Genomic DNA, 22,058 nt, shown 5'->3' on the forward strand with positions numbered 1-22,058 from the left:
GACCACTTGGTTCTCGTGGACGAGCCGAGTGCTGAGTTTGTGCAGGAAGTCCCGGCGCCGGTCGGCGATCCGGGCGTGGGCGCGGGCGACCTTCAGCCGGGCCTTGGCCCGGTTCGCGCTGCCCGCCGCTTTGCGCGCCAGCGAGCGCTGGGCCTTGGCCAGCCTGCGCCGGTCGGTGCGCTCATGCCCGGGGTTGGCGACCTTGCCGTCCTCGTCAGTCACCCCGGGGATCGGGCGGGACAGGGCCACCAGGCTGGTGATCCCCGCATCCAGGCCGACCGCATTCCCGGTGGGGGTGAGGGGGCGGATCGTCTCCTCGACCAGGAGGGACACGAACCACCGCCCGGCCGCGTCCCTGCTCACGGTCACCGTGGACGGCTCCGCGCCCTCCGGGAGCGGACGCGACCACACGATGGCCAGCGGGAGGTCCATCTTCGCCAGCGTGAGCCGGCCGTCTCGCCAGCGGAACGCCGAGCGGGTGCATTCGGCCGACGCCCGCGACTTCTTCCGCGACTTGAAGGTGGGGTACCTGGCCCGCTTGGCGAAGAAGTTCGCGAACGCGGCCTGCAGGTGCCGCAACGCCTGCTGCAACGGCACACAGGACACCTCAGCCAGAAACGCCAGCTCTTCGGTCCGCTTCCACGCCGTCAGCAAGGCGGAGGACTCCGCGTAGGAGACGCGGCGGCCCTCCAGGGTGTAGGCGCGACTTCGTTCCTCCAGCGCCTTGTTGTACACCAGGCGCACGCACCCGAACGTCCGGGCAAGCTCGGACGCCTGCTCGGGGGTGGGATAGAAGCGGTACTTATAGGCCCGCTTCACGATCTGCGCCACGCCTCACATCATGCACGCTCAGTCGAGCATCGCGCAGTTGTTCGACACGGCGGTTCGCCTGGCGGCGAACCGCCTGCCCCTGCCCTGCTCCGCAGGAAGTCCGATTCCTCCCCCGCCTGAAGGCGGGGGTCTTCACGAAGGATCTTGATGAGAGTCCTCGGCTTCGGCGACAACATCGTCGACCGGTTCGTCGACCGCGGCATCGAGTATCCCGGCGGCAACAGCGTGAACGTGGCCGTCTACGCCCACCGCCTCGGCCTCGACGCCGCCTATCTGGGCGTGTTCGGCGACGACGAGCTCGGCGGCTTCCTGCGCGCGTCGATCTCCGCGCAGGGCGTCGCGACCGACCGCTGCGTCGTACGGGCCGGAGAGAGCGGCGTCTCGACCCTGCGCGTCGACGACGGCGAGCGGATCTTCCTCGGCTTCAACGGCGGCGGCGTCACGACCAGGGAGCCGATCGTCCTCGACGACGACCTCCTGCGGTACGCCGCCTCCTTCGACCTGGTGCACTCCAGCGTCTACTCCGCCGCGGAGAGCGAACTGCCGAAGCTGGCCCGTCTGGACGCGCTGGTGAGCTACGACCTGTCCAGCGAGGACGAGTTCCGCACCCCGGCGTACCTCGACCGGATCTGCCCGCACGCCGACCTCGTGCTGCTGTCGTGCTCGCACCTCGACGAGGCCGCCACCCGCGCCCTGCTCGCCGACGCCGTACGGCGGGGCGCGGGGCTCGCGCTCGCCACCCGGGGCGAGGAGGGGGCGATCGCGCACGACGGACGGGTCACGCTCGCGGCCCCCGCGCGGCGGGTGACCGAGCCCGGCCTGATGGTCGACACCATGGGCTGCGGCGACGCCTTCCTCGCCGGGTTCGTGGCCAACCTGCTGCGCGCCGGGTGGCGGACGGGGACGGCGCCGGGACCGGACGCGATCGGGAGCGCCCTGCGCGCCGGCGCGCGCTCGGCCCACGACCAGTGCCTGGTCGAAGGCGCCTTCGGCCACGGGCGGCCCGTCGTGGCTACCATGTGGCCATCTGGTGATCGCGAGAAGTGAGGACGCCGGACATGCCGACTGACCGGGGCCAGGCCGCCGGACGGCCGACGATCTCCGAGGTGGCCGCCGAGGCCGGCGTCGGACGGGCGACCGCCGCCCGCACGCTCGGCAATTACGGGCACGTCAGCCCCGAGTTGCGGGGGCGCGTGCTCGCGGCCGCCGACAAGCTCGGCTACCGCGCCAACGCGCTCGCCCGCAGCATGTCGACGGGCGTGAGCCACACCATCGGGGTGATCGTCGCCGACATCGGCAACCCCTTCTTCGCCGGAGTGGTGCGCGGCATCTGCGACGCCTCCCGGGCCGGGGGCTTCGACACGATCGTGCTGAGCACGTACGAGGACCTCGACGAGGAGATCGCCGCCACGAACGTGCTGATCGACAAGCGCGTGGACGGCATGATCATCGCGTCCGCCGCCGTCGGCGGCCGGGACGTCGGCCACATCAAGGAGGCGCTGAACCGCGGCGTCCCCGTCGTCCTCGTCGACCGGGCCGTCCCGTCGCTCGACCTCGACGCGGTCGTCATCGACAACCGCGACGCGGCGCGCGAGGCGGTCGAACGGCTGATCGCGGCGGGGCACCGGCGGATCGGCTTCGTGTGGGGACCGCCCATGGAGCGGCCGCCCGCGACCCGCCGCGAACTGCTGGAGGCGGCGTCCCGCAACCTGTGGACCGACGGCGAGCGCCTGCGCGGCTACCTGGACGCGCTCGACGACGCGCGGATCCCCTTCGATCCCGACCTGGTGATGGTCGGGCGCAAGCTGGAGGAACGGGTCACCGAGGAGGTCGCCCGCATGGTCGCCCTGCCCGACCGCATCACCGCGCTGTTCTGCACGGAGACCGACGCGGTCACCGGAGCCCTCCGCGCCCTGCGGGCCGCCGGCCTCGCCTACCCGCGCGACGTCGCCCTGATCGGGTTCGACGACAGCGCGTGGGCGGCGGTCATGGACCCGCCGCTCACGATGATCGCGCAGCCCGTGCACGACCTCGGCGCGAAGGCGGCCCAGGTGCTCCTCGACGGCATCCGGGGCGGCGAGCCCGTCCGGGAGACGCACACGCTGCGCTCCCGCCTCGTCGAGCGCGCCTCCGTCGCCCCGCCGCCGTGATCCCGCCGTCGCCTCAGGGGATCAGGCGCGGATCAGGTCGGGGGTGCGCTGCTGGGGCAGGCCGGCGAGCCGGCGCTGGCCCTCGGTCAGCAGGGCGGCGACCGGCCCCGGCTCGCGCAGCCGGGTGAGCCGGTCGCGGTTGTACTTGCGCTGCCGCGCCGCACGGCGCTTGCTCACCGCCTCCTTGTACGCGCTGACGTGGTCGCGGTCGGCCTTGCGCGCGCCGCTGAGCTCGTAGCCGTACGCGGTGAGCCGCTCGCCCAGCACCTCCTCGCACAGCGAGATCTCCCAGGGCTCCAGCCGGGAGGCCCACTTGCCGGAGTGGGCGGTGGTGACCTCCTCGTGCGTGTTGCTGTGCCAGACCTTGTGCCGGGGAACGGCCAGCTCGGCCATGTGGCGGGGCTCGCACATCGCCGGGTCGTAGTCCTCGCCGAGGAACCCGCACAGCTTCTTGAGCTCGGTCTCCGGGTCGGCCGTGAGGTCCTCGTAGCGCAGCTCGAAGAAGCCGCCCGGCGGCAGCTTGCGCGCGTTCCGCCGGCCGAAGTCGACCGCCTCGGCCCAGTTGGCCATCGCGTGCACGGCGTCCTCCTTGTACCAGGGCATCTGCTTCAGCGAGGCCACGCAGTCGCGGCCGTCCCTGACGAGGTGGACGAACTGCGCGTCGGGGAACAGCCGCATGAGCATCTCGACGTGCCGGTAGTAGCTGGGCCGCTTGTCGCCCCAGCGCGGCTTGCCGAAGCGCTCGGCGTAGCACTTGAAGACCATGCCGACGACCGAGCCGAAGCTGCCCGGGCCGAGCATGGCCGCCTGGACGAAGTCGGGCCGGCTCAGCCCGAGCTCGTGGAACTTGGTGGTGCGGCCCTCGGCGATCCAGCCCGCCAGCCGGCGCCGGTTGTCGGCGAGGCGCATGTCGCCGTACGCGCGGCGGGAGAAGTAGGCCGGAACGAGGAACCGCGTCTCCGGCGGCACGGCGATGCGCGGGTGCGAGTGCAGCATGAGCTGGAGCATGGTGGTGCCGGAGCGCGGGCAGCCGACGACGAAGACAGGCCTGTCCGAATGCATGAGATCAATCCCCCGTGATGAAGTTGCCAGGCGTACGGCCGCCGCCCTCCCCCGGGCGCGTCCGTGACGCGGATCCCACGGCGCGTGCCGTGCGAACGTGTGGAGCCGGCCGCCGGGGCCGGTCAGATCATGATCTTCTCGCGCTCCGCGGCGGTGCTCGGCACCTGGCGGGCCGCCAGCCAGACGCGGTAGACGAGGCTCATCTCGAAGAGCAGCAGCAGCCCCCCGGCCACGACGGAGACCGGCACCAGGGCCCGGGCCCCGAGCAGCGGGCCCACCACGAAGACCGCGGCGTGGAACTCGATGCCGCTCATCACGTGGGTCCGCACCCGCCGCCGCACCAGGAATACCCGGAACCGGTCGTACCAGGGGAAGCGGGCGTGGAACGCCTTCTGCAGGTCGACGACCGTGGCGCCGTCCCCGGCCACGGCCTCGCCGGCGGCCTGCCCGAGCTCGCTGCGCGGCCGGGCGCGCAGGACGCTCTCGGCGAGCACGCACTGCCCGTCCAGGCGCGCCTCGACGAGCGCGCGGGTGGCGTCCTTCACCCGCTTGAGCTGCGGGCCGTTGATGTAGCGGAACAGGTCGAGCACGACGACGCCCACCGCGGCGAGCACGAACTCCGGGTCCCCCGAGCGGGAGTACTCCCCGAACCCCCAGCCGAAGGCGCAGCACACCACCCGCACCCGGTCGCCGACGTAGTCGAGCCACAGCCCGAAGGGCGTCCCCGTGCCCTTCAGCCTGGCGATCTTCCCGTCCATGCAGTCGACCGTGAAGCTCAGATAGAACAGCGCCGCCCCGGCGACGAGCATGCCCTCCGCGAATGCGGCCGCCGAGGCGAAGCCGACCAGCATGGACAGCCTGGTCAGGCCGTTCGGCGTGACGGAGGTGTGGTTGGCCGCGAGCAGCGCGAGTCGGCAGGCGAGCGGATCGACCATGAAGACGGTCCACCACGAGTCCCTCGGCTTGCGCGTCGCGAGGATGTCGTTCAGCGTGAAGCCTCCCATGAAGGCAACAATGACTACAAGCGGTAGCCGTTCGCCTGCTCTTCTGTAACAGAGAGGGCATCTCGTTGCCACTTCTTGACCGGCATCCCAAGTAGGTAAACCATCCCCCAATCCGGTGGCCGATCCGTTACAGTCCGTGTCCGAGGGGGAGGCCATGCCCGTTGTCACGTTGTACCGGCGGCTGCAGGGGCGGTTGCGCGGTCGGCTGCCGGCCGTGGAGCCCACCACACCGAAGGCCGCGCTCATCCGGGCTGACGCGAGCCCGCTGCAGGCTCAGCGCGAGACGCTGGACGTGGTCTGCGCCCTGCTGGCCGGGGCCGCGGTGCCGTACTTCTGCGTGCGCCCGCTGCCCGACCGCCCGCCGGTGGTCGCGGTGCCCGAGGAGGACCGCGAGCGCGCGCTCGCCGCGCTCGCCGCGGGCGCCCACCCGCTGTTCGCCGCGCGGCAGCCGTACGGCAGGCCGGGGGCGCGGGCCCAGGCGGACGCGGGGCGGATGCGCCCGGTGCGGCGGGCCGCGCCGCTGCTGGGCGACGCCCGGGTCGTGCGGCTGGCCATGTATTTCGCCAGCCCGTCGCGGACGCTCACGCTCGGCCCCGAAAGCGGCCTCGACCTGGAGTTCTGGGCCCGCGAGGGCGACGACCTGGCCGGGCCGCGACCCAACCCGGCGTGCGACCGCGTCCCGGCCGACGGCCCGGTGGCGGAGGGTGGCGAGGAGCTGTTTCTGCCCCTCGCGTGCCCGGCCCGCCGCGCCCGCGCCTACCGGACCCGGCCGGAGTTCCTCCGGCGGCTGCTGGACGACATCGACTTCCCGATCGACGCCGTCTACACGTGGGTGGACGGCGCCGACCCCGCCTGGCGGGCCCGCCGCGACGAGGCGCAGCGCGAGGAGGCGCGGCGCGTCGGCGGCCCGCTGAGCGAGATGGCGACCACCGAGGCGCGCTTCACCAGCCGGGACGAGCTGCGCTACTCGCTGCGCTCCCTGCTGATGTACGCCCCCTGGGTCAACCGGATATGGATCGTCACCGACGGCCAGACGCCCCCGTGGCTCGACACCACCCACCCGATGGTGTCGGTGGTCGACCACAAGGAGATCTTCACCGACACGTCGGTGCTGCCGGTGTTCAACTCGCACGCCATCGAGACCCAGCTGCACCACATCGAGGGGCTCAGCGAGCACTTCCTCTACTTCAACGACGACTTCTTCCTCGGCCGGCCGCTGGCGCCGCGCACGTTCTTCGAGGGCAACGGGATCACCCGGTTCTTCCCCAGCACGGTCCACGTGCCCTTCGGCGTGCCGGAGGCCGAGGAGTCCCCGGTGCACGCGGCCGGGATGAACAACCGGCGCATCCTGGAGGACCTCAGCGGCCGGACGATCACGCAGAAGCTGAAGCACGTGCCGTACGCGCTGCGCCGGTCGTTGATGTACGAGATCGAGGAGCGGTTCGCCGCCGAGTTCCAGGCGACGGCCCGCAGCAGGTTCCGCACGTCGCGGGACATCTCGGTGGTGTCCTCGCTGGCGCACTACTACGGCTATCTCAGCGGGCGGGCCGTCCCCGGCCTGGTCGACTACACATACGTGGATCTCTCCCTGCCCAAGACGCCCGCCCGGCTGCGCCGCATGCTCGCCCGGCGCAGGCACGACGTGTTCTGCCTGAACGACACGTCGCCGACCGACGACGAGCAGGACGCGCTGCTCGCGCGGTTCCTGGAGGCCTACTTCCCGACCCCGGCGCCGTTCGAGCGGTGAGCCCCGGCGACCCCCGCCGCGCCCTGCCGTCACCCCCCATCCACTCACTGCCGCCGCCCGCCGTCACCTCTCGGCCTGGCCTATGCTCCTGTCCCGCCTGCCGCGCCTCTCGCGCCCGCGGCGTCCGCCCGAGGGTCGCCGCGCGCCTCGTACCTCTCGGCGTACATGCCGCGCGAGGTCCAGCGCCCGGCCGGGACGAACGCGCGGGTCACCACGTCGAGCCGGCGACCGGTGAGACCCGCCTTGCCGGTGTGGCCGACGACCCAGAGCGTACGCAGCCCCGCGAGGCGGGCGGCCAGCACTCGGGGGCCGACCTCGCGGCCCGCGAAGCTGCCGTCCCACTCCGGTGACCGCGCCAGCGCGATGTCACTCAGCCTGCCGAAGACCGACGGGTAGACCGTGACGTACTTCCGGACCTTCGCGGGCACGAACATCACCCCGTCCCCAGGCCGCGCGGCGGAGGCGAGCAGCGCCAGGACCGGGCGCGGGTCGTCCTGCCTGCCGTCCGGCCCGCGCGTGGCGAGCTGCCCCGGCACCGAGAGCCCGATCCATGCGGCCAGCGCGGCGACGGCAACTCCGGTGGGCAGCGCGGCGAGACCCGCACCGGCCAGCAGTGCCGCCGCCGGAACGCAGCAGAGGACGTACCGGAAGACGTACACGGGATGCGCGGCCCAGGACGCCGCCAGCAGCACCGTCGCGGGGACGAGCAACCACGGCACGGTCACCCGCACCAGGGCCGCGTGCCCTCCGGCGCCCCCCGCGCCCCGCCACCCCGCCACGGCTCCGCGCGCCGCCGCGCCCATCCGGTCCGCGCCCAACCTGCCCACATCCGCCATCGCCGCGCCTGGATCGTCCACGCCCACCTCACCCGGGCCACCCCGCTCGCCCGCCCCCACCTTGGCCGGGCATACGGGGCTCGCGACGCGGGCGGCGCGGATGCCGTTGACCAGGCCGAGAGCAAGGCCGAGGAGGGCGAGACCCCAAGCCAGCGGGGCGACCCCGAGCGCCGTGAGCGCGGCGACGCCGAGCGGCCCCGGTGGAGCGAGCCCCGGCCAGCGCGGCGGGGTCGTCGCGCCGAGATCCCCGAACATCTGGACGGCGAGCCGCCCCACGTCGGCCGCCTCGGGTCGGCGGATCCAGCTCACCTGCGCGCCCTGACCAGAGCCGAGCCAGGCCAGCGGCGCCACGGCCACCGACGACGCCGCCGTGGCACAGGCCCATCGCGCGAGCGGCCCCCGCGACAGGACCACGACCACGCCGTGCGCCCCCGCGATCAGGAACGCGAAGAGGTTGAGGTAGGCGAGGGCGGTCAGCGCCACCGCGTATCCGGCCAGCGCCGCCGGGGTGGGCGACCGCAGCACGCGCAGGAGCAGCAGCGTCACGCCGACGGCCAGGGCCGTCGTCATCGGGTACGACCGCGCCTCCTGGACGTACCGGGAGAAGATCGGCATGAGGGCCAGGAGCGTCCCGCCGTACAGGCCCGCCCGGGGAAGGCCGAGAGCGCGGCCGAGCGCGCCGGTCCCGGCGGCGGCCAGCGCCCCCGCGAGGACCGACGGCAGCCGCAGCGCCACCTCGGCCGTGCCGAAGACGCCGACGACCACGTGCATCAGCGCGTAGTAGAGGCCGTGGACGGCGTCGACCGACGACAGCAGGTGGGCCGTCTGCGGGAGGGTGCGTACGGCCGCGCTCACGGTGGCGGCCTCGTCGCGCCACAGCGGCGGGCCGCCGAGGTCCCACAGCCCGGCGGCGAGCGCGAGCACGGCCGGAACGGCGGTGACGGCCGACGGCCGTCGCACCCGACCCGCCGCCGCACCGGCCCTCACGAGGAACGTCCATATCCGTCCCGCCCGCGCATCGGCCCTCGCACGAAACGCGTCCACCCCACCCGCCGGCACGCCGGCCCGCCCGAGGAACATCCGCGCCCGGCCCGTCCGCGCCCGTGCTGATCCCGGGGGTGTGGGGCTGGAGGCGTCGGGAGCGGCGGCGCGGCCGCCGGTGCGCTCGCTCACGGCAGCATGCGCGTGACCACGCGCGCCGAGGCGTGCCCGTCGTCCCAGGGGCAGAACCTTCGGGCGAACTCCTCGTAACGCGCCGAGAAGGGTCCGAGGTCGCCGTACCGCAGCACGTCGAGCAGGTCGTCACCGGTCCTGACGACCGGCCCGGGGGCCACGGCCTCGAAGTCGAGATAGAAGCCGCGCACCTCGTCCCGGTAGCGCTCCAGATCGGGAGCGAAGAACACCATCGGCCTCCCGGTGCAGGCGAAGTCGAACATCGCCGACGAGTAGTCGGTGACCAGCACGTCCGCGGCCGCCAGCAGATCGGCCATATCCGGAAATTTCGAGACGTCGCGGATGCGGTGGCCGAGCCCCTCAGGGATCGCCAGATGCCGCGCCACCAGATAGTGGGCCCGTACGAGCAGCAGGTCGTCGTCGTCCAGCGCCCGGGCCGCCCGGGTGAGGTCCAGGGCGAGCCGGCCCGCGCCCTCCGGCTCGTCGTCCCGCCAGGTGGGCGCGTAGAGGACGACCCGCCGGTCGTCCGGCACGCCCAGCCGCCGCCGTACGGCCCGGGTGCGTGCGAGGTCGAACAGCACATCGTTGCGGGGATAGCCCGACTCCAGGACCTCGCCCGCGTAGCCGAACGCGCGGCGCAGCGCGGTGGTCGCGAACGGGCTCGGCGACAGCAGGAGGTCCCAGGTCGCCACCTGCCGGGTCAGCTCCGCCCGCGGCGCCTGCCGCGCGTACGGCATGCCCTCCAGGTCGAGCCCCAGGCGCTTGAGCGGCGTGCCGTGCCACGTCTGCACGACGGTCTGGCCGCGCGGCTTGTGATACCAGCCCGGCTGCGTGCGCCGGTTGGCCACGACGAAGCGGCTGGTGCTCAGCGCCTCCTCGTGCTCGCGTGAGCCGTGCAGGACCAGGCGCACGCCCGGGGGCACCGTGAACTGCCCGTCCCGGGTGACCCAGACGATCTCGACATCGGGGTGACGGTGCGCCAGTTCCTCCGAGACGGCCCGGGGGTTGCACGAATACTGGCCGCCGCCGTAGCTGTCGAAGACGGCCGCGTTCCGCAACGCCGTCCGTCGCCCGGTGCGGCCGCTCGTGCGGGACCGTGCCGCGGCCAGGCGACTGCGCGTGGCGTACGGCCCCCGTTCGTGCGGGCCGAGAGCCGGCCGCACCGCGAGGCTGAGCGCGCCGTCGCGGGCCGTACGGAAGGAGACCTCGTGCAGCCCGGCGACATGCGGCCGGGGCAGGTCGGCGATCAGGGCCGGGCTGAGCCGGACGCGCTCGTCCCCGGCGAGCACACGCCAGGTGCCGGCGGCGAGCGGCAGCCCGTCGGCCGTCCTGCCGATCACGGCCGTCCATCCGTCCTCGTCCTGACGGATCGGCCAGAAGTGGCGCTCGGCGCCGCGCTCCAGGGCGATCCGGTCGCCGGAGAACCGGCCCGGCCCCTCCAGGACCAGCTCCCCCGCGTCCGTCCAGCGCACAGCGCCGACGTGCCCGACGTCGGGGTTGGTGAGCGAGCCGTCACCGGCGCCGACCGTGAGTGTGAGGCCTCGCTCGTGCGTGAGGGAGACGCGCACGCCCGCGATGTCGACGACGCGCTCGCCCGGCGCCCCGGTCGCCCGGCCCACTCGGGTCACTCCCCGCGCCCGGACCCGCGCGTGCAGCGCCCACCGGCCGGGAGGCAGGGTGTTGAGGGCGATCACGGCCTCGAAGCCGGAGTCGTCGTGGCACACGACCGACTGCCGGGAGTCGGCGGTCACGTCGGGCCTGCGGGTCCGCCGCACCGGCAGGGCGATCCGCTCCTCCTCCCGCTGCAGCCACACCTCGATCCGGCCGCGTCCGCTGTCCAGGTGGGCGATGTACGCGTGGCCGGTCAGCAGGAGCCCGCCGCCTGACGGCCGTACGTCGTCGGCGCGGGCGACCAGCCGCAGGTCGCGGGTCGCGTCGAACAGCGAACGCGGGAGCCGGGGGTCGCGGCGGAAGGGATAGTCGAGGTACCAGTGGCGGCGGACCAGCCCGCGCCGGAGCACTCCCCTGTGCCTGATCTCCGACTCGGCGAACATCCGCAGCTCCGCCAGTTCCCCGGTCATGCCGTGCGCGGCGAAGTGGATCCGGAGCCTCGCGAGGACCGGCAGCCGTTCGACCGCGCCGGGGTCCAGGCGGCCCAGGGCCTCGGCGAGCCCGTCCGGGACCCGGTCGCGTACGGCGTCCAGCACCGCTTCGAGGTCGGGCCCCTCGGCCAGGCGCAGGTCGTATGCCGCGCGCAGTCGCGGCGCGTGCCGTCCGAGCAGGTCCGACACCTCCAGCATGGCCCGCAGGCGGCGCAGCGGATCGGCCGGCGGCCGGGACCCGCGCGTCAGGCAGACCACGTCGCCGAGCACGTCGGCCGAGGTGGACAGCACGTGCGCGGGGATCGTCACCGGGAAGTCCTCACTCAGCCCCGCGGGGAAGGCGAACCCGTGCTTGTTCCAGAACTCCCGGCGGAACACCGTGCCGCCCGCCCGTGGGTCGTCCAGCAGCTTCGGATGCCGGGTGATGTGCGTGCGCAACCGCGCCGCCGCCCCCGCTCTCGATCCCGCCTCCGGCGTACGTCCCGGTTCCGTGGTGGTCCCGCCGGAGGCGTACGGGCTCCAGCGGCGGATCCTGCCGCAGGCGAGGTCGGAGCCGGTGTGGTCGAGTGCGTCGACCAGCGCGCGGTATGCGTCGGCGGGGACGACCGAACCGGGGTCGGCGAAGGCGAGGTAGCGGCCGGTGGCGAAGGCCGCGCCCGCGTTTCGGGCCGCGCCAGGATCGTCACCGCCGTCGCCGAGCGCGAGCAGCGTGAACCCCGGGCCGGGCGGCCGCAGACCCTCCGGCCGTCCGGCGAGGATCACCTCGATGTCGTCGAGAGTCTGGGCGTGCAGGGACTTGAGGCACTCCTCGGCGTGTTCCTCCCCGCCGTGCAGCGGGACGACCACCGAGAGCCTGGGAAGCTCCGTCACGCCGTCAGGATGCCGACGCGCGGCGGCACGCCACCCGGCCGATCCCCATTGCTTTGCGATCGCTTTACGCGCTCTTGACCCGTGAGCCGGCTGCTGGAGGTGCTCGGAACGCCGGGATCGCCGGTGCCGGCGGCCGAACTTGCGGAGGCCGCGGCGGCGCACCTGCCGGTGCTGGTGCGCGGCGTCTCGGGACCGTCGATGTCGGTGGAGGGCGTCCGGGCCAGGATCGCCATCGGTGCGACGGACGTCTTCGACCCCTGATCATCGAAGAGCGGCACGCGTATCGTGGTGGTCAGCCGAACAGGGCGTCCACCAGGCGGCGGGCGGCCTGTCCGTCGGCCATCGGGCGATACCTCGCCAGGAACGCGGCGTACGCGTCCCGGTGCTTGTCCGCCACCTCGTCCAGGTGCGTGAGTGCGTCGAGCACCGCGTCCTCCGCCCCGGCGCCGCCGCGCAGCACCGGCCCCGGCGCCTCGGGCAGAAGCCACAGATCCCGCGGCCGCCCGGCATGCAGGAGCACCGGGCGTCCCGTCACGGCGAAGTCGAACACCGCCGCCACGTCCCCGGTGACCAGGACGTCGGCGGCGAGGTACAGCTCGTGCGGGTCCGGATGCCCGCTGACGTCCCGCAGGCGGACGGCATCCGGCCGGGCGGCCACCGGATGGCGGACCAGCAGGACATGGCCTTCTGGAAGCCCGGCCGCCAGGCGCCCGGCGTCGAGCGTGTCGTGCTCCCCCGCGGCGTACAGCAGGACGCGGGCGTGCTCCGGCAGGCCGAGGCGGCGCCGCACCTCCGCGGCGCGGTCGCGAGCGTCGGGGCCGGTCAGCAGGTCGTCGCACGGCAGGCCGGTCTCCGGCACCTCTCCCTCGAAGCCGGGCGTCCGCCGCAGCAGCGGCGTCCACCACGGGCCCGCGGACACGAGATGGGTCCACTGACCCGCCCCGCGGACGCCGGCCGCGTCCGTGGACGTGCGCCCGGGCTCAGTGGGCACAGGCTCAGTGGGCACAGGCTCGGTAGACCCAGGCTCGGTGAGCGCGGGCCCCTGCCAGGTGAGCACAGGCCCCTGCCAGGTCTGTACGACCACCTGGCCGGGCCTGCGCTCGAACCACGGCGGCAGCGGCGCGTCGGTGACGATGTAGCGGCACCGGGCGAGGGCCTCGTAGTGCTCCCGCCCCAGCGTGCGCACCGGTTCGATGTCGCCGGGCAGTGCGACCTGGCCGTCCCGCACGTTCCACAGCAGCGGCAGGTCGGTCCCCCGGCGGCGCAGTTCCTCGCACACCGCCCTCGGGCTGCCGCCGAAACGGGTGCCGCCTCCCCCGTCGAACAGGACGGCGTCGCGGAGCGGCCGTCCCCGCATCTGCGGGTACGTCCGCGTGCGCAGCGTCCGCTGGGCCTTCTTTCCGCGCTCGTCGGCGGTCAGGTCGCCGCTCACCGTCAGCACGGCACGACCCGGGCCCGGCACGACGATCCCGAACGTACGGCGGGCCGTCTGGTGGATCGCCGGCACGTCGGTGTCGAACTCCAGCGGCAGGTCCACCGGCTCGGCCCGCTCGATTGCCCCCAGAGGCTCCAGAGGCACAGTCGGTTCGACGGGCACGATCGGTGTCAGCGGCGCGAACGGCACCACCGGCTCCAACGGCCCCAGCGGTTCCGGCCGGACGGGTGGTTCCGGCCTTCCGGCGGCCCCGGCCGACGCCTGCGAACCCGACGCCTGTGAGCCCGGCGCCTGTGAGCCCGACGCGCGCGGGTCCAGCGCGCGGGGATCCGGAACCGGACGGGCGCGGACCGACAGCGCGTACCGTCCGCGGGGCAGCGGCAGCCGCCCGGCAGGCCCGGCGACCTCTTCGGGCGTGAGCCGCGCCCGGAACCGGGTGCCGGAGCCCTCGATCGGCAGCGACCACTCGCCGTACCCGGTGACGACGGGGTCGAGCGCGGTCACCACCAGCGCGGACACCTGGTGCTGCACCGCGAGACCACCCTCGATGAGCAGTTCACCGCCGGGAAGCCACTCGGCGAGGTCGGCGTACGCCACCATGGGCTGGTCGCGCAGGATCAGGCCGCCGGTCCGGTCGCGGAACACGACGATTTCCCGGCCGGTCGGTCCGGCCAGGCCGTACCGGCCGAGCGGCACGTCGTCGGCGACGGTCACCGGCGTCGCCTCCCCGCCCGCGGCCCGCACCTCGACCTCCCAGCACGTGTACGGCACGGCGACCTCCGGCGGCACCGTGTGCCGGGACGCGGGCAGCAGGTCGCGCAGATCGACCACGGCCTCGAACGTGCGCCGGTCGATGTTCACGGGGTACGTACGGGGAATCCCGCCGGGACGCCGGGTGACCTGGAGCACCGGGCATGGGCCGAGGTCGTTGACGACGTGGCCCACGAGCCGCAGGCGGCCGTCGCGCACCTCGCCGGTGACCACCCGCGCGGTCTCCCGTACGGAGCGCAGGACCAGGTCGCCCGTCTCGCCGAGCAGCGGCGCGACGTAGTGGTCGGGACCCACGCTCCGGTAGCCCGCCTCCGCCACCACGGACGCGGCGGCGGTGCGCGGATCGGACAACCGCCCGCGCCGGACGACCCCCCGGTGGAGGACCCGAAGCTCGACGTGCCACCGCCCGAGCCTGCCCGGCCTGGCGAGCACCCCGGGGTCGATCGCGAGCCGGAAACCGCCCCAGTCCCGTTCCGCGCCCTTCGCCGTCACCCGGGCCCTGGTGACGGCGGCCGGGACCCGGATCCGGCGTCCGGTCCGCTCGTGGACGAGCGCGGCGAAGACCTGCTGGTGGATGCGCCGGGTCGGGCGGAGGTACGGCGGAGCCGTCCGGCCCTCGACCACGAGTACGCCGTCCTCCCACCGGATCGCGTCGATGCGGTGCCGGGGGACGAGTTCGTCCCTGGCCCTGGTGACGGCGGCCGGGATGTCGCGCACGGAGTCGCGCTCAGAGTCACGCTCGGGGTCGCGCGCGAGGGGGACGTTCAGGTGGTGGCCGCCCACCCTGCGGACGAGCCGCCGGTCGGGCTCCACCTCGCGGTCCCAGGCGAGGACGTCCAGCAGGGCGGCGAGGCGGCGTTCCCGCACCAAATGCCACTCCACCCGCCGCAGAGCGGGCAGGTCGTCGAGAACGCATGACGCCACCTCGTCGAGATAGCGGCCGGCGAGGTCGAGGAAGCGGTCCTGGAATGCGGGGGACCCCTGGTCGAGCACGTCGAGGAAGTTTGTCAGGTCGGCGTCGAGAACGGCGTGGTCCCAGGCGTGGATGTGCGCGGTGAAGTTGTGCTCGCTCAGGAAACGGCGCACTTCGGTGACGGCGGCGAAGCGGCCCTCCAGATGCCCGGCCCGCGTCTTGTCCTGCGTGATCGAAGGGGCGATCGAAGCAACGGCCGAAGGGGTGACCGAGGGAGTCGCCGAGGGACCGCCGCCCTCGCGCCGCCGCCAGAGGTAGACCGGGGCGGGCAGCACGTCGGCCGACCGTGCCAGGAAGTGGGCGCGCAGCGCCACCGCGATGTCCTCGTACAGGACGCCCTCGGGGAAGGCGAAGCCGTGGGCGTCCCAGAACGAACGACGCCAGAGCTTGTTGGTGACCAGGCGGTCGCGCAGCAGCGCGTGCCTGCGGGTGATGTGGGTGGCGTCCGCCGCGTCGGCGAAGACGGGCCGGTGCATGGCCGACTGGCGGGCGCCCCGGCCGTCCAGCCGCAGCACGTTGCCGGTGGCGAGGTCGGACCCGGTCCGCTCCAGGGCGGCCAGGAGGTATTCGAGGGCGTGCGCGGGCAGCAGGTCGTCGCTGTCGAGGAACATGAGGTGGTCCCCGGTCGCGTGACGCACTCCCGTGTTTCGTGCCGCGCCGAGCCCTGCGTTGGCCTGGCGGATCAGCCGGAACCGCGCGTCCTTCTCGGCGAAGCCGGCGGCGATCTCGGCGCTGCCGTCGGGCGATCCGTCGTCGACCATGACGACCTCGACGTCCTCCCAGGTCTGCGCGGCGACCGAGGCCAGACAGGCGGCGAGGTACGGTTCCACGTCGTAGATCGGGACGATCACACTGATGCGGGGCACGAGCGGTCCTTTCGCACAAGGGCGCGCAGGCGCCGGCGCAGCAGGCGGGCGGTACGACGCAACGGCCGTGAACGACGGGCCCCGAATCGGCTAAGCCCGAACCGGCGAGCCCCAAGTCGGCGAAGCCCGAGACGACCGGCCCGGAAACGGCGAAGCCCGAACCGGCGAGCCCGAAGACGGCGGAGCCCTAGACGACCGGCCCCAGAACCTCGGGACCCTGAACGGCCGGATCCGCTCCCGGCGCCCGGGTCGGCACCGGATCCACCCGTCCAGGCGCGGCCGGGGCCAGGCGGGGCGGCACCACCGGCACCACCGGCGCCACCGGCGCTACCCGTACTCTCCGCGCTCCCGGCGGGCAGGAGTCCCCACTTGTCGCCGGCGTCCCACACCGTGCCGAACATCTCGTGGATCAGGTCGTCGAGGTCGTCTCCGGGCCGGGCGCAGCGGCGGGCGCGGGTGACGGCGGCCGTCCGCTCCAGCCGGGCGTGGACGACCTCGCCGTCCTCCCGTTCGTCGAGTGCGAGGGAGACGATCCCCAGCCGCTGCCGGTCGGCGTGCTTGACGACCGCCCCGATGGTGCCGCGCGACGGGACCCAGCCCGGCGGGCAGTGGAAGCGGAACGGCACCGGGAAGCAGTCGTCCGGCACGGTCTCGCGGAACCGGACCCTGGGCTCGCCCTCGTAGCAGGCCAGCATCAGGCGCAGGTCGAGCGACGGATCGCCGAGGGGGTCCCGCCGCCCGCCGCGGAGCCGCCCCCACGGCCCGGTGACGGTCACCCGCACGTCCGGCAGGCGACCCGCGAGCACGCCGTCGACCGTCGCTCTGACCTCCTCGAACGACGCGTCCCCCGCATCGACCACGACCTCGACGTACGGCACGAGGTAGGTGCGGTGCGGGTGCCTGCGCAACCAGCGGAAGACGGGCACCCGTTCGGCGAGGTAGGGCCAGTTGTGCCGCTTCACCTCCGGCTCGCGGCGCATCACGGTTGAGCGGCCGAGATGCCAGCACCGGGCGCCGCGGTCGGGTACGAAAACGGCCCCCGCCTGGGCGAGCCGGTAGCCCAGTTCGGTGTCCTCACCGAGGACGAGCGACGCGTCCAGGCCCCCGGCGGCCCGCAGCAACGACGCGGGCAGCGACGCCGTCGCGCCCACCATGACGGAGAACGCGGTGAAGCCCGCCGCGCGCAGGTCGTCGGTCTGGTCCCAGCGCCCCTCGGTCCACTGCGGGGTGGCGTCCTCCTCGGCGAACAGCTTGTCCACCGCGCCCGCCTCGACGGCGGCGAGCACCTCATTCGCCGGAATCTCGTCCAGGCCCGGCACGAACCTCAGGTGCCCGAGCACGACCAGGTGGTCCGCGAGGTGGTGCCAGCGCATCTGGGCCTCGACGTGTTCGGGGAACAGCACGAGGTCGGCGTCGAGAAAGAGGATCACCTGGCCCTCGGCCGCCTCCGCCCCGGCCGCGCAGGCACTCGCCCTTCCCCACGCACCGGCGCGCGGGCGGACCACGCGCAGCCGCTCCGGCACCGGCCACGCGGAGGTCACCGGCGCGGGCCGCTCGCCGTCGTCCACCACCACGACCTCCGTCAGGTGGGCCGGGTAGGTCTGCCGGGCCAGGCTCGCCAGCGTCAGCGGCAGCGTGTGCTCCGCGCGGTGGGCGGGGATGACCACGCTCACCGTGAGCGTGGGGGTCCACTCCCCCGGCGCCGGCGGCTGCCCGAGCACCCCGTAGTCGTTGAGCGGGATGCGTACGCCCCCCGTCACGTCCTCACCTCCGCCCGCCATGGGGCACCGTCCTTCATCAGACCGTTGAAGACCAGCCCGCGCCACTGCTCCTGGTAGGACGCGAGGAACGACTGCACCGGCTGCCGCCAGGTGTGGCCGTACGCGCTGCGGCGGCGCAGCAGGTAGCCGAACCCGTGGGTGCGGTAGATCCGGCCGCCCGCCGCCTCGACGGCCTGCAGAAGCTGGCCGTCGACCGTCCTCGGCAGCGGCCGGAAGCCGCCGGCCGCCTCGAACGCGGCCCGGGTGACCAGCATCGTCCCCCCGGCCACCAGCGGCGCGAAGCGCTCGGTGCCGATGCACCGCCTGATCGTCACGTCGAGTTGCTCCAGGTAGACGAACTCCGCGGCCGACCCGACCAGGTCGGCTCCGCTGTAGAGCCGGGCGAGCAGGAGATCGGCGAGGTGGTCGGGGCCGTACCAGTCGTCGTCGTCCACCTTCGTGAGGTACGACCCGGACGCGGCGGCCGCCATCCGGTTCAGGACCTCGCCGAACGGCGTCGTCCCGGGCGCCTCGATCACGGTGACCGGCAACGACGTGCGGGGAAGCGGCGCCTCCCGCGCGGTGAAGCCGTGGAGCCCCACGATCAGTTCGGCCGTCACGCCGCGCTGGCGCTCCATCTGCTCCAACGCGAACGGGAGCATCTCCGGGCGGCGGGTGCACAGCAGGATCGACACCCGTGGTGGCGGCGGTGCGGACAGGCCGGCCTCCGCGGCGAGCCGCCGCCAGCACGCGGCCGAGCCGTGCTCGCGCAGCGCGGTCCTGCGCAGCCGGATGCTGATCTCCTCGCGGCGCAGGTCGCACGCGAGCGCCTCGGTGGTCACGGTGGCGAGAACGGCGGCGAGCGCGGACCCGAGCGCCTCGTCCCGCGCCGGGTCGGGCTCGGCCAGCACCGGGACCCCGGCGGCCGCCAGCGCGGCCACGACACGCGCCACGACCGGCGCGAACCCGGCAGACGCGAGTCCAGTAGACACAGACCCGGCGGACGCGAACCCAGCGGCCGCAGACCCAGCGGAAGCCAACCCGGCAGACGTGGGCCCAGCAGCCGCCAACCCAGTGGACGCCAACCCGGCCGACGCGGACCCGGCGGAAGCCAACCCGTCAGACGCGAATTTGGCAGACGTGGGCACCGCGACTCCGCGGACGTCGCGCAGGCGGGCGACGTCCACGTCCGTGACGCGCCCGCTCGGCGGCAGCCGTACGAGAGTCGCGGAGCCACAGGTGACGGCGAACCCGTCCCGGTGCGGTACGAGTTCCGCGACCCCCTCCTCCGGGTGCGGCCGGAACCCGATCGGGTTGACGACGGCCTCGTCCACCGGCGGGACGCGAGAGGCGCCCGCGCGCACCGGCAGGTCGCAGCCGGGGGCGTCGCGCCGGTCCGGCACCGGGCCGTCCGCGGGGGCGAGGGTGGCGTTGGCGTCGCCGGGCCGCCACTCGGCCGCGCCCACACCCGCCAGCCCGGCCACGGGCGTGGTGGTCCCGGCCGTGCCGAAGAGGCCGTACGCGACCTGGGCCAGGATCTCCCCGGCGGCGACGGGCTCGCTGAAGGCGGCGTCCAGGTGCCAGCCGCGCCCGCGGCGGGCGACCCGTAGCCCGGTCAGCAGGCGCCAGCAGGACGCCTGCCCGGTGGCCGGGAGCGGTCGGCCCGCCCAGGGTGGCACGTCCGCGACGGCGATCCGCACGCGCGGCGCCCGCGGCAGCAGGGCCCGCAGCGGTACGGCCCTACGAAGGTCGGCCGGGGACCGTGCCGCGAGCACCACGCACCCCGTCTCCAGCACGGACGACGTCTCCAGCACGGATGCGGTCTCCCACGAAAGCGCGGGCTTCTCCACGGAACCGGTCTCCCGCACGGGGGCGGTCTCCTGTGAAGGCGCGGTCTCCGGCACGGGACCGGTCCCCTGCTCCGGCCTGGTCTCCCGCGAGAGCGCAGTCTCCCGCGAGGGCGCAGTCTCCCGCGAGGGCGCAGTCTCCCGCGAGGGCACGGTCTCCCGGGAGTGCGCAGTCTCCGACACGGGACCGGTCCCCTGCTCCGGCCCGGTCTCCCGGGAGTGCGCAGTCTCCGGCACGGGCCCGGTCTCCCGGGAGGGCGTGGGGACGGGAAGGTCCTCCAGCGGTGTCCACGGGCCGGAGAAGCCCTCGACGAGGCGGCCGAGCAGCGACGGACAGGATTCGAAGCCGATCCACGTCCCCCACGCCGACCGGGTGGCGGTTCGCCTCACCCGCCCTCCTCACGCTGCGCGGTTCCTCATCCGACCGGCCCAGCATCGCGAACAGCACCCGCTCGGGAGTCGCCTTAGTCCCTTCCTTGGCCGAAGGTTTGCCGGCTCCCGGCCCTGCCTCGATGCCGGATGTCCATGCCGGATTTGCATGCCCGAACCGGACTGGAGGGGAGGAAGTGGCGGCGGACGCGTTACGATGCCGCCTTGTAGATTTCCGAGGAGTACCCCCCATGGCCGTACGTCGTCTGATCCCTCTCGCGGTCGCGTGCGCCCTCGCGACGGCCGCCACCCTCCCCGCCCCCGCCCACGCTCGCGCGGCCCGTGAGCCGTTCTGCGCGACCCACAAGTGCATCGCCCTGACCTTCGACGATGGTCCGGGTCAGTACAACCAGACGCTGCTGAAGACCCTCGCCAAGTACAAGGCGAAGGCCACGTTCTTCCTCATCGGCTCCGAGGTGAAGAAGCACCCGAAGCTCACCCAGGCCATCGCCAAGGCCGGCCATGAGATCGGCAACCACTCGTGGGACGGCAGGTATCTGACCGAGCTCACGTACGCCGAGATCAACAAGAAGATCGGCGACACCCAGCGGCTGATCACGAAGACGACCGGGAAGGCGCCGGTGGTCTTCCGCGCGCCCGGCGGGCTGCGCAACGGCGGCGTGGAGGAGATCACCGCCAAGTTCGGGCTCGTCCAGATCCCGGGCACGTCCGCCACGAAGGACTACATCAAGGACTACCGGGACGTGGACCTCCTCACCTCACGGGCCCTGGAGGTGGCCGGGGAGGGCGAGGTCGTCCTGATGCACGAGACGGTCAAGGAGACCGTGGACTCGATGCCGAAGGTGCTCAAGGAGCTGACCGCCCAGGGCTACCACTTCGTCACCGTGTCCACCCTGCTGGAGGGCGAGGAGCTCATCCCGGGACAGGTATATCCCGACCCGACGCGTGACTCGATGACGATGACCGTCGAGTGATCCGCCGGCCCAGGCGCTGGGCCGGCGACTCCACGAAGCGGTAGGTCAGCCAGCTCAGCGTCAGCATCCCCGCGAGGTAGCCGAGCGCGAGGGCCGCCCGGCCGGTGTCCGTCACCGACTTCAGGTCCCCGACGAGCGCGTTGAGATACTTCAGCAGCGGATGGTGCAGCAGGTACACCGAATAGCTGATCAGGCCGAGCCAGGTCAGCACGCCGGGGACGCGCCTGCCGCGCAGCGCCATGCCGATCGCGAACGTCACCCCGGCGAGCACGATCGTCGTGATCCAGACGTCGGGCTGCACCCACCACCAACCGGCCTGCGCCGACCATACGGGCGCGGCGGCCACGAGGACCGCCGCGGCCACGACCGGGCCGAGCCCGGCCGTGCCCCGCTCCCACCGGTACAGCGCCGTCCCCGTGAACATCACCGCGAGGATGGCCGCGCCGAACCACGGCACGAAGCTGCCGAACAGCAGCAGCACGAGCGCCATCAGGCCCAGCGCGTACGCCGCGACCGTGCGGAACCGGCCCGTGATCAGGCAGACCAGGCCCGCGACGAACACCACGCCGGCCGCGACGGCCGGCCAGTGGCCGGGCAGCAGCGGCGCCGAGAGCACCAGCCCGGCCGCGACCGCGACCACCCCGAAGACGATCGCCAGCATCCCGCTGCGCCGGTGCATCCCGCCCGCGAACAACGCGGTCACCAGCAGGTAGAACACCATCTCGTACGACAGCGTCCACATCGGGTCGGCGACGGCGCCGATGTGGACGACGTCGAGCAGCATGCTCAGGTGCGCGGCCACGGCCGAGGGATGGCGGGGCACCTCCTGGCGCACCGGCACCCAGACCGCCATGACCAGCACGAAGACGATCACGAGCAGATAGAGGGGATACAGGCGGAAGACCCGGCTGATCCAGAACGCGCCGACGTCGCCCCTCTTCTCCAGGGACGCGGGGATGATGTACCCGCTGACCAGGAAGAAGACCAGCACGCCGTACATGCCCAGGTTGAACCAGTAGGGGCGGAGCGACGGCATCACCCAGGGCAGCGCGTGCTCGGCGACCACCGCCATCGCGCCGATCCCGCGCAGCGCGTCGAGCCAGGCCAGCCGACCGGCCCCGGCGGGGCGTCCGGCAGGGCCCTGGGCAGAACTCTGGACAGAACTCTGGGCAGGACGATCGGCAGCGTGCGGTGGCGTGGCGTCAGGCCGCGGGGTCTCGCGCTCTGTGGCAGTCACCGAGCAACACTATCCAGCCGCGCCGGATTC

The 22,058-nt window shown here is 73.6% G+C and carries 14 protein-coding genes; 5 read left to right on the forward strand and 9 right to left on the reverse strand.

Annotated features, from left to right (window positions below; genetic code table 11):
- The coding region (locus Mam01_RS04530) for an RNA-guided endonuclease InsQ/TnpB family protein (protein WP_204284223.1) at positions 1-831 on the reverse strand (831 nt) is incomplete at its 3' end.
- A gap of 147 nt (positions 832-978) precedes the next feature.
- Between Mam01_RS04530 and Mam01_RS04535 the strand changes: the two genes are divergently transcribed.
- Both Mam01_RS04535 and Mam01_RS04540 read left to right on the forward strand, forming a co-directional pair.
- Positions 979-1,878, forward strand: coding sequence for a PfkB family carbohydrate kinase (locus Mam01_RS04535; protein WP_204284224.1), 900 nt, complete (start codon positions 979-981; stop codon positions 1,876-1,878).
- A gap of 11 nt (positions 1,879-1,889) precedes the next feature.
- On the forward strand, positions 1,890-2,981 hold the full coding sequence (locus Mam01_RS04540) for a LacI family DNA-binding transcriptional regulator (RefSeq protein WP_204284225.1): 1,092 nt from the start codon (positions 1,890-1,892) through the stop codon (positions 2,979-2,981).
- A 21-nt stretch (positions 2,982-3,002) separates the two neighbouring features.
- Here the strand turns inward: Mam01_RS04540 and Mam01_RS04545 are convergent, their stop codons facing one another.
- Both Mam01_RS04545 and Mam01_RS04550 read right to left on the reverse strand, forming a co-directional pair.
- Positions 3,003-4,043 carry a sulfotransferase family protein gene (locus Mam01_RS04545; RefSeq protein ID WP_204284226.1) on the reverse strand — a complete coding sequence of 347 codons (1,041 nt, stop codon included), beginning with the start codon at positions 4,041-4,043 and terminating at the stop codon, positions 3,003-3,005.
- Between the two features lie 122 nt (positions 4,044-4,165).
- The gene (locus tag Mam01_RS04550; RefSeq protein WP_204284227.1) at positions 4,166-5,047 is read right to left on the reverse strand and encodes a CDP-alcohol phosphatidyltransferase family protein; all 882 of its coding nucleotides are present in this window, start codon (positions 5,045-5,047) and stop codon (positions 4,166-4,168) included.
- A gap of 154 nt (positions 5,048-5,201) precedes the next feature.
- Here Mam01_RS04550 and Mam01_RS04555 point away from each other — a divergent pair, with 154 nt between their 5' ends.
- The gene (locus Mam01_RS04555; protein WP_204284228.1) at positions 5,202-6,794 is read left to right on the forward strand and encodes a stealth family protein; all 1,593 of its coding nucleotides are present in this window, start codon (positions 5,202-5,204) and stop codon (positions 6,792-6,794) included.
- Positions 6,795-6,874: 80 nt separating this feature from the next.
- On the opposite strand, the gene Mam01_RS04560 is transcribed toward Mam01_RS04555, so the two are convergent.
- Together Mam01_RS04560 and Mam01_RS04565 are read right to left on the reverse strand one after the other, a co-directional pair.
- Positions 6,875-8,803, reverse strand: coding sequence for a glycosyltransferase family 39 protein (locus Mam01_RS04560; protein WP_204284229.1), 1,929 nt, complete (start codon positions 8,801-8,803; stop codon positions 6,875-6,877).
- A complete protein-coding gene (locus Mam01_RS04565; protein ID WP_204284230.1) occupies positions 8,800-11,775 on the reverse strand; it encodes a bifunctional glycosyltransferase/CDP-glycerol:glycerophosphate glycerophosphotransferase in 2,976 nt (991 codons plus the stop codon). The genes Mam01_RS04560 and Mam01_RS04565 overlap by 4 nt, the downstream gene beginning before the upstream one ends.
- An 81-nt stretch (positions 11,776-11,856) precedes the next feature.
- Here Mam01_RS04565 and Mam01_RS04570 point away from each other — a divergent pair, with 81 nt between their 5' ends.
- Positions 11,857-12,036, forward strand: coding sequence for a hypothetical protein (locus Mam01_RS04570; protein WP_204284231.1), 180 nt, complete (start codon positions 11,857-11,859; stop codon positions 12,034-12,036).
- Between the two features lie 31 nt (positions 12,037-12,067).
- Here the strand turns inward: Mam01_RS04570 and Mam01_RS04575 are convergent, their stop codons facing one another.
- From Mam01_RS04575 to Mam01_RS04585, 3 genes are read right to left on the reverse strand one after another with little or no spacing between them, the layout of a single operon-like run.
- Complete coding sequence (locus Mam01_RS04575) at positions 12,068-15,820, reverse strand: bifunctional glycosyltransferase/CDP-glycerol:glycerophosphate glycerophosphotransferase (protein WP_204284232.1); 3,753 nt, start codon at positions 15,818-15,820, stop codon at positions 12,068-12,070.
- A complete protein-coding gene (locus Mam01_RS04580) occupies positions 15,802-17,601 on the reverse strand; it encodes a glycosyltransferase (protein ID WP_204284233.1) in 1,800 nt (599 codons plus the stop codon). Before Mam01_RS04580 ends, Mam01_RS04575 begins: the two co-directional genes overlap by 19 nt.
- Positions 17,577-19,817, reverse strand: coding sequence for a hypothetical protein (locus tag Mam01_RS04585; RefSeq protein WP_204284234.1), 2,241 nt, complete (start codon positions 19,815-19,817; stop codon positions 17,577-17,579). The genes Mam01_RS04580 and Mam01_RS04585 overlap by 25 nt, the downstream gene beginning before the upstream one ends.
- Before the next feature lie 230 nt (positions 19,818-20,047).
- On the opposite strand from Mam01_RS04585, the gene Mam01_RS04590 reads away from it, so the two are divergent.
- Positions 20,048-20,791 carry a polysaccharide deacetylase family protein gene (locus tag Mam01_RS04590; protein WP_204284235.1) on the forward strand — a complete coding sequence of 248 codons (744 nt, stop codon included), beginning with the start codon at positions 20,048-20,050 and terminating at the stop codon, positions 20,789-20,791.
- Here the strand turns inward: Mam01_RS04590 and Mam01_RS04595 are convergent.
- Positions 20,730-22,028 (reverse strand): acyltransferase family protein, encoded by a 1,299-nt coding sequence (locus tag Mam01_RS04595; protein WP_373868682.1) that lies wholly within the window; start codon positions 22,026-22,028, stop codon positions 20,730-20,732. The genes Mam01_RS04590 and Mam01_RS04595 overlap by 62 nt on opposite strands.
- Between the last annotated feature and the right edge of the window lie 30 nt (positions 22,029-22,058).

The sequence above is a fragment of the Microbispora amethystogenes genome, from assembly GCF_016863015.1.
GTDB classification, from domain to species: Bacteria; Actinomycetota; Actinomycetes; order Streptosporangiales; family Streptosporangiaceae; genus Microbispora; species Microbispora amethystogenes.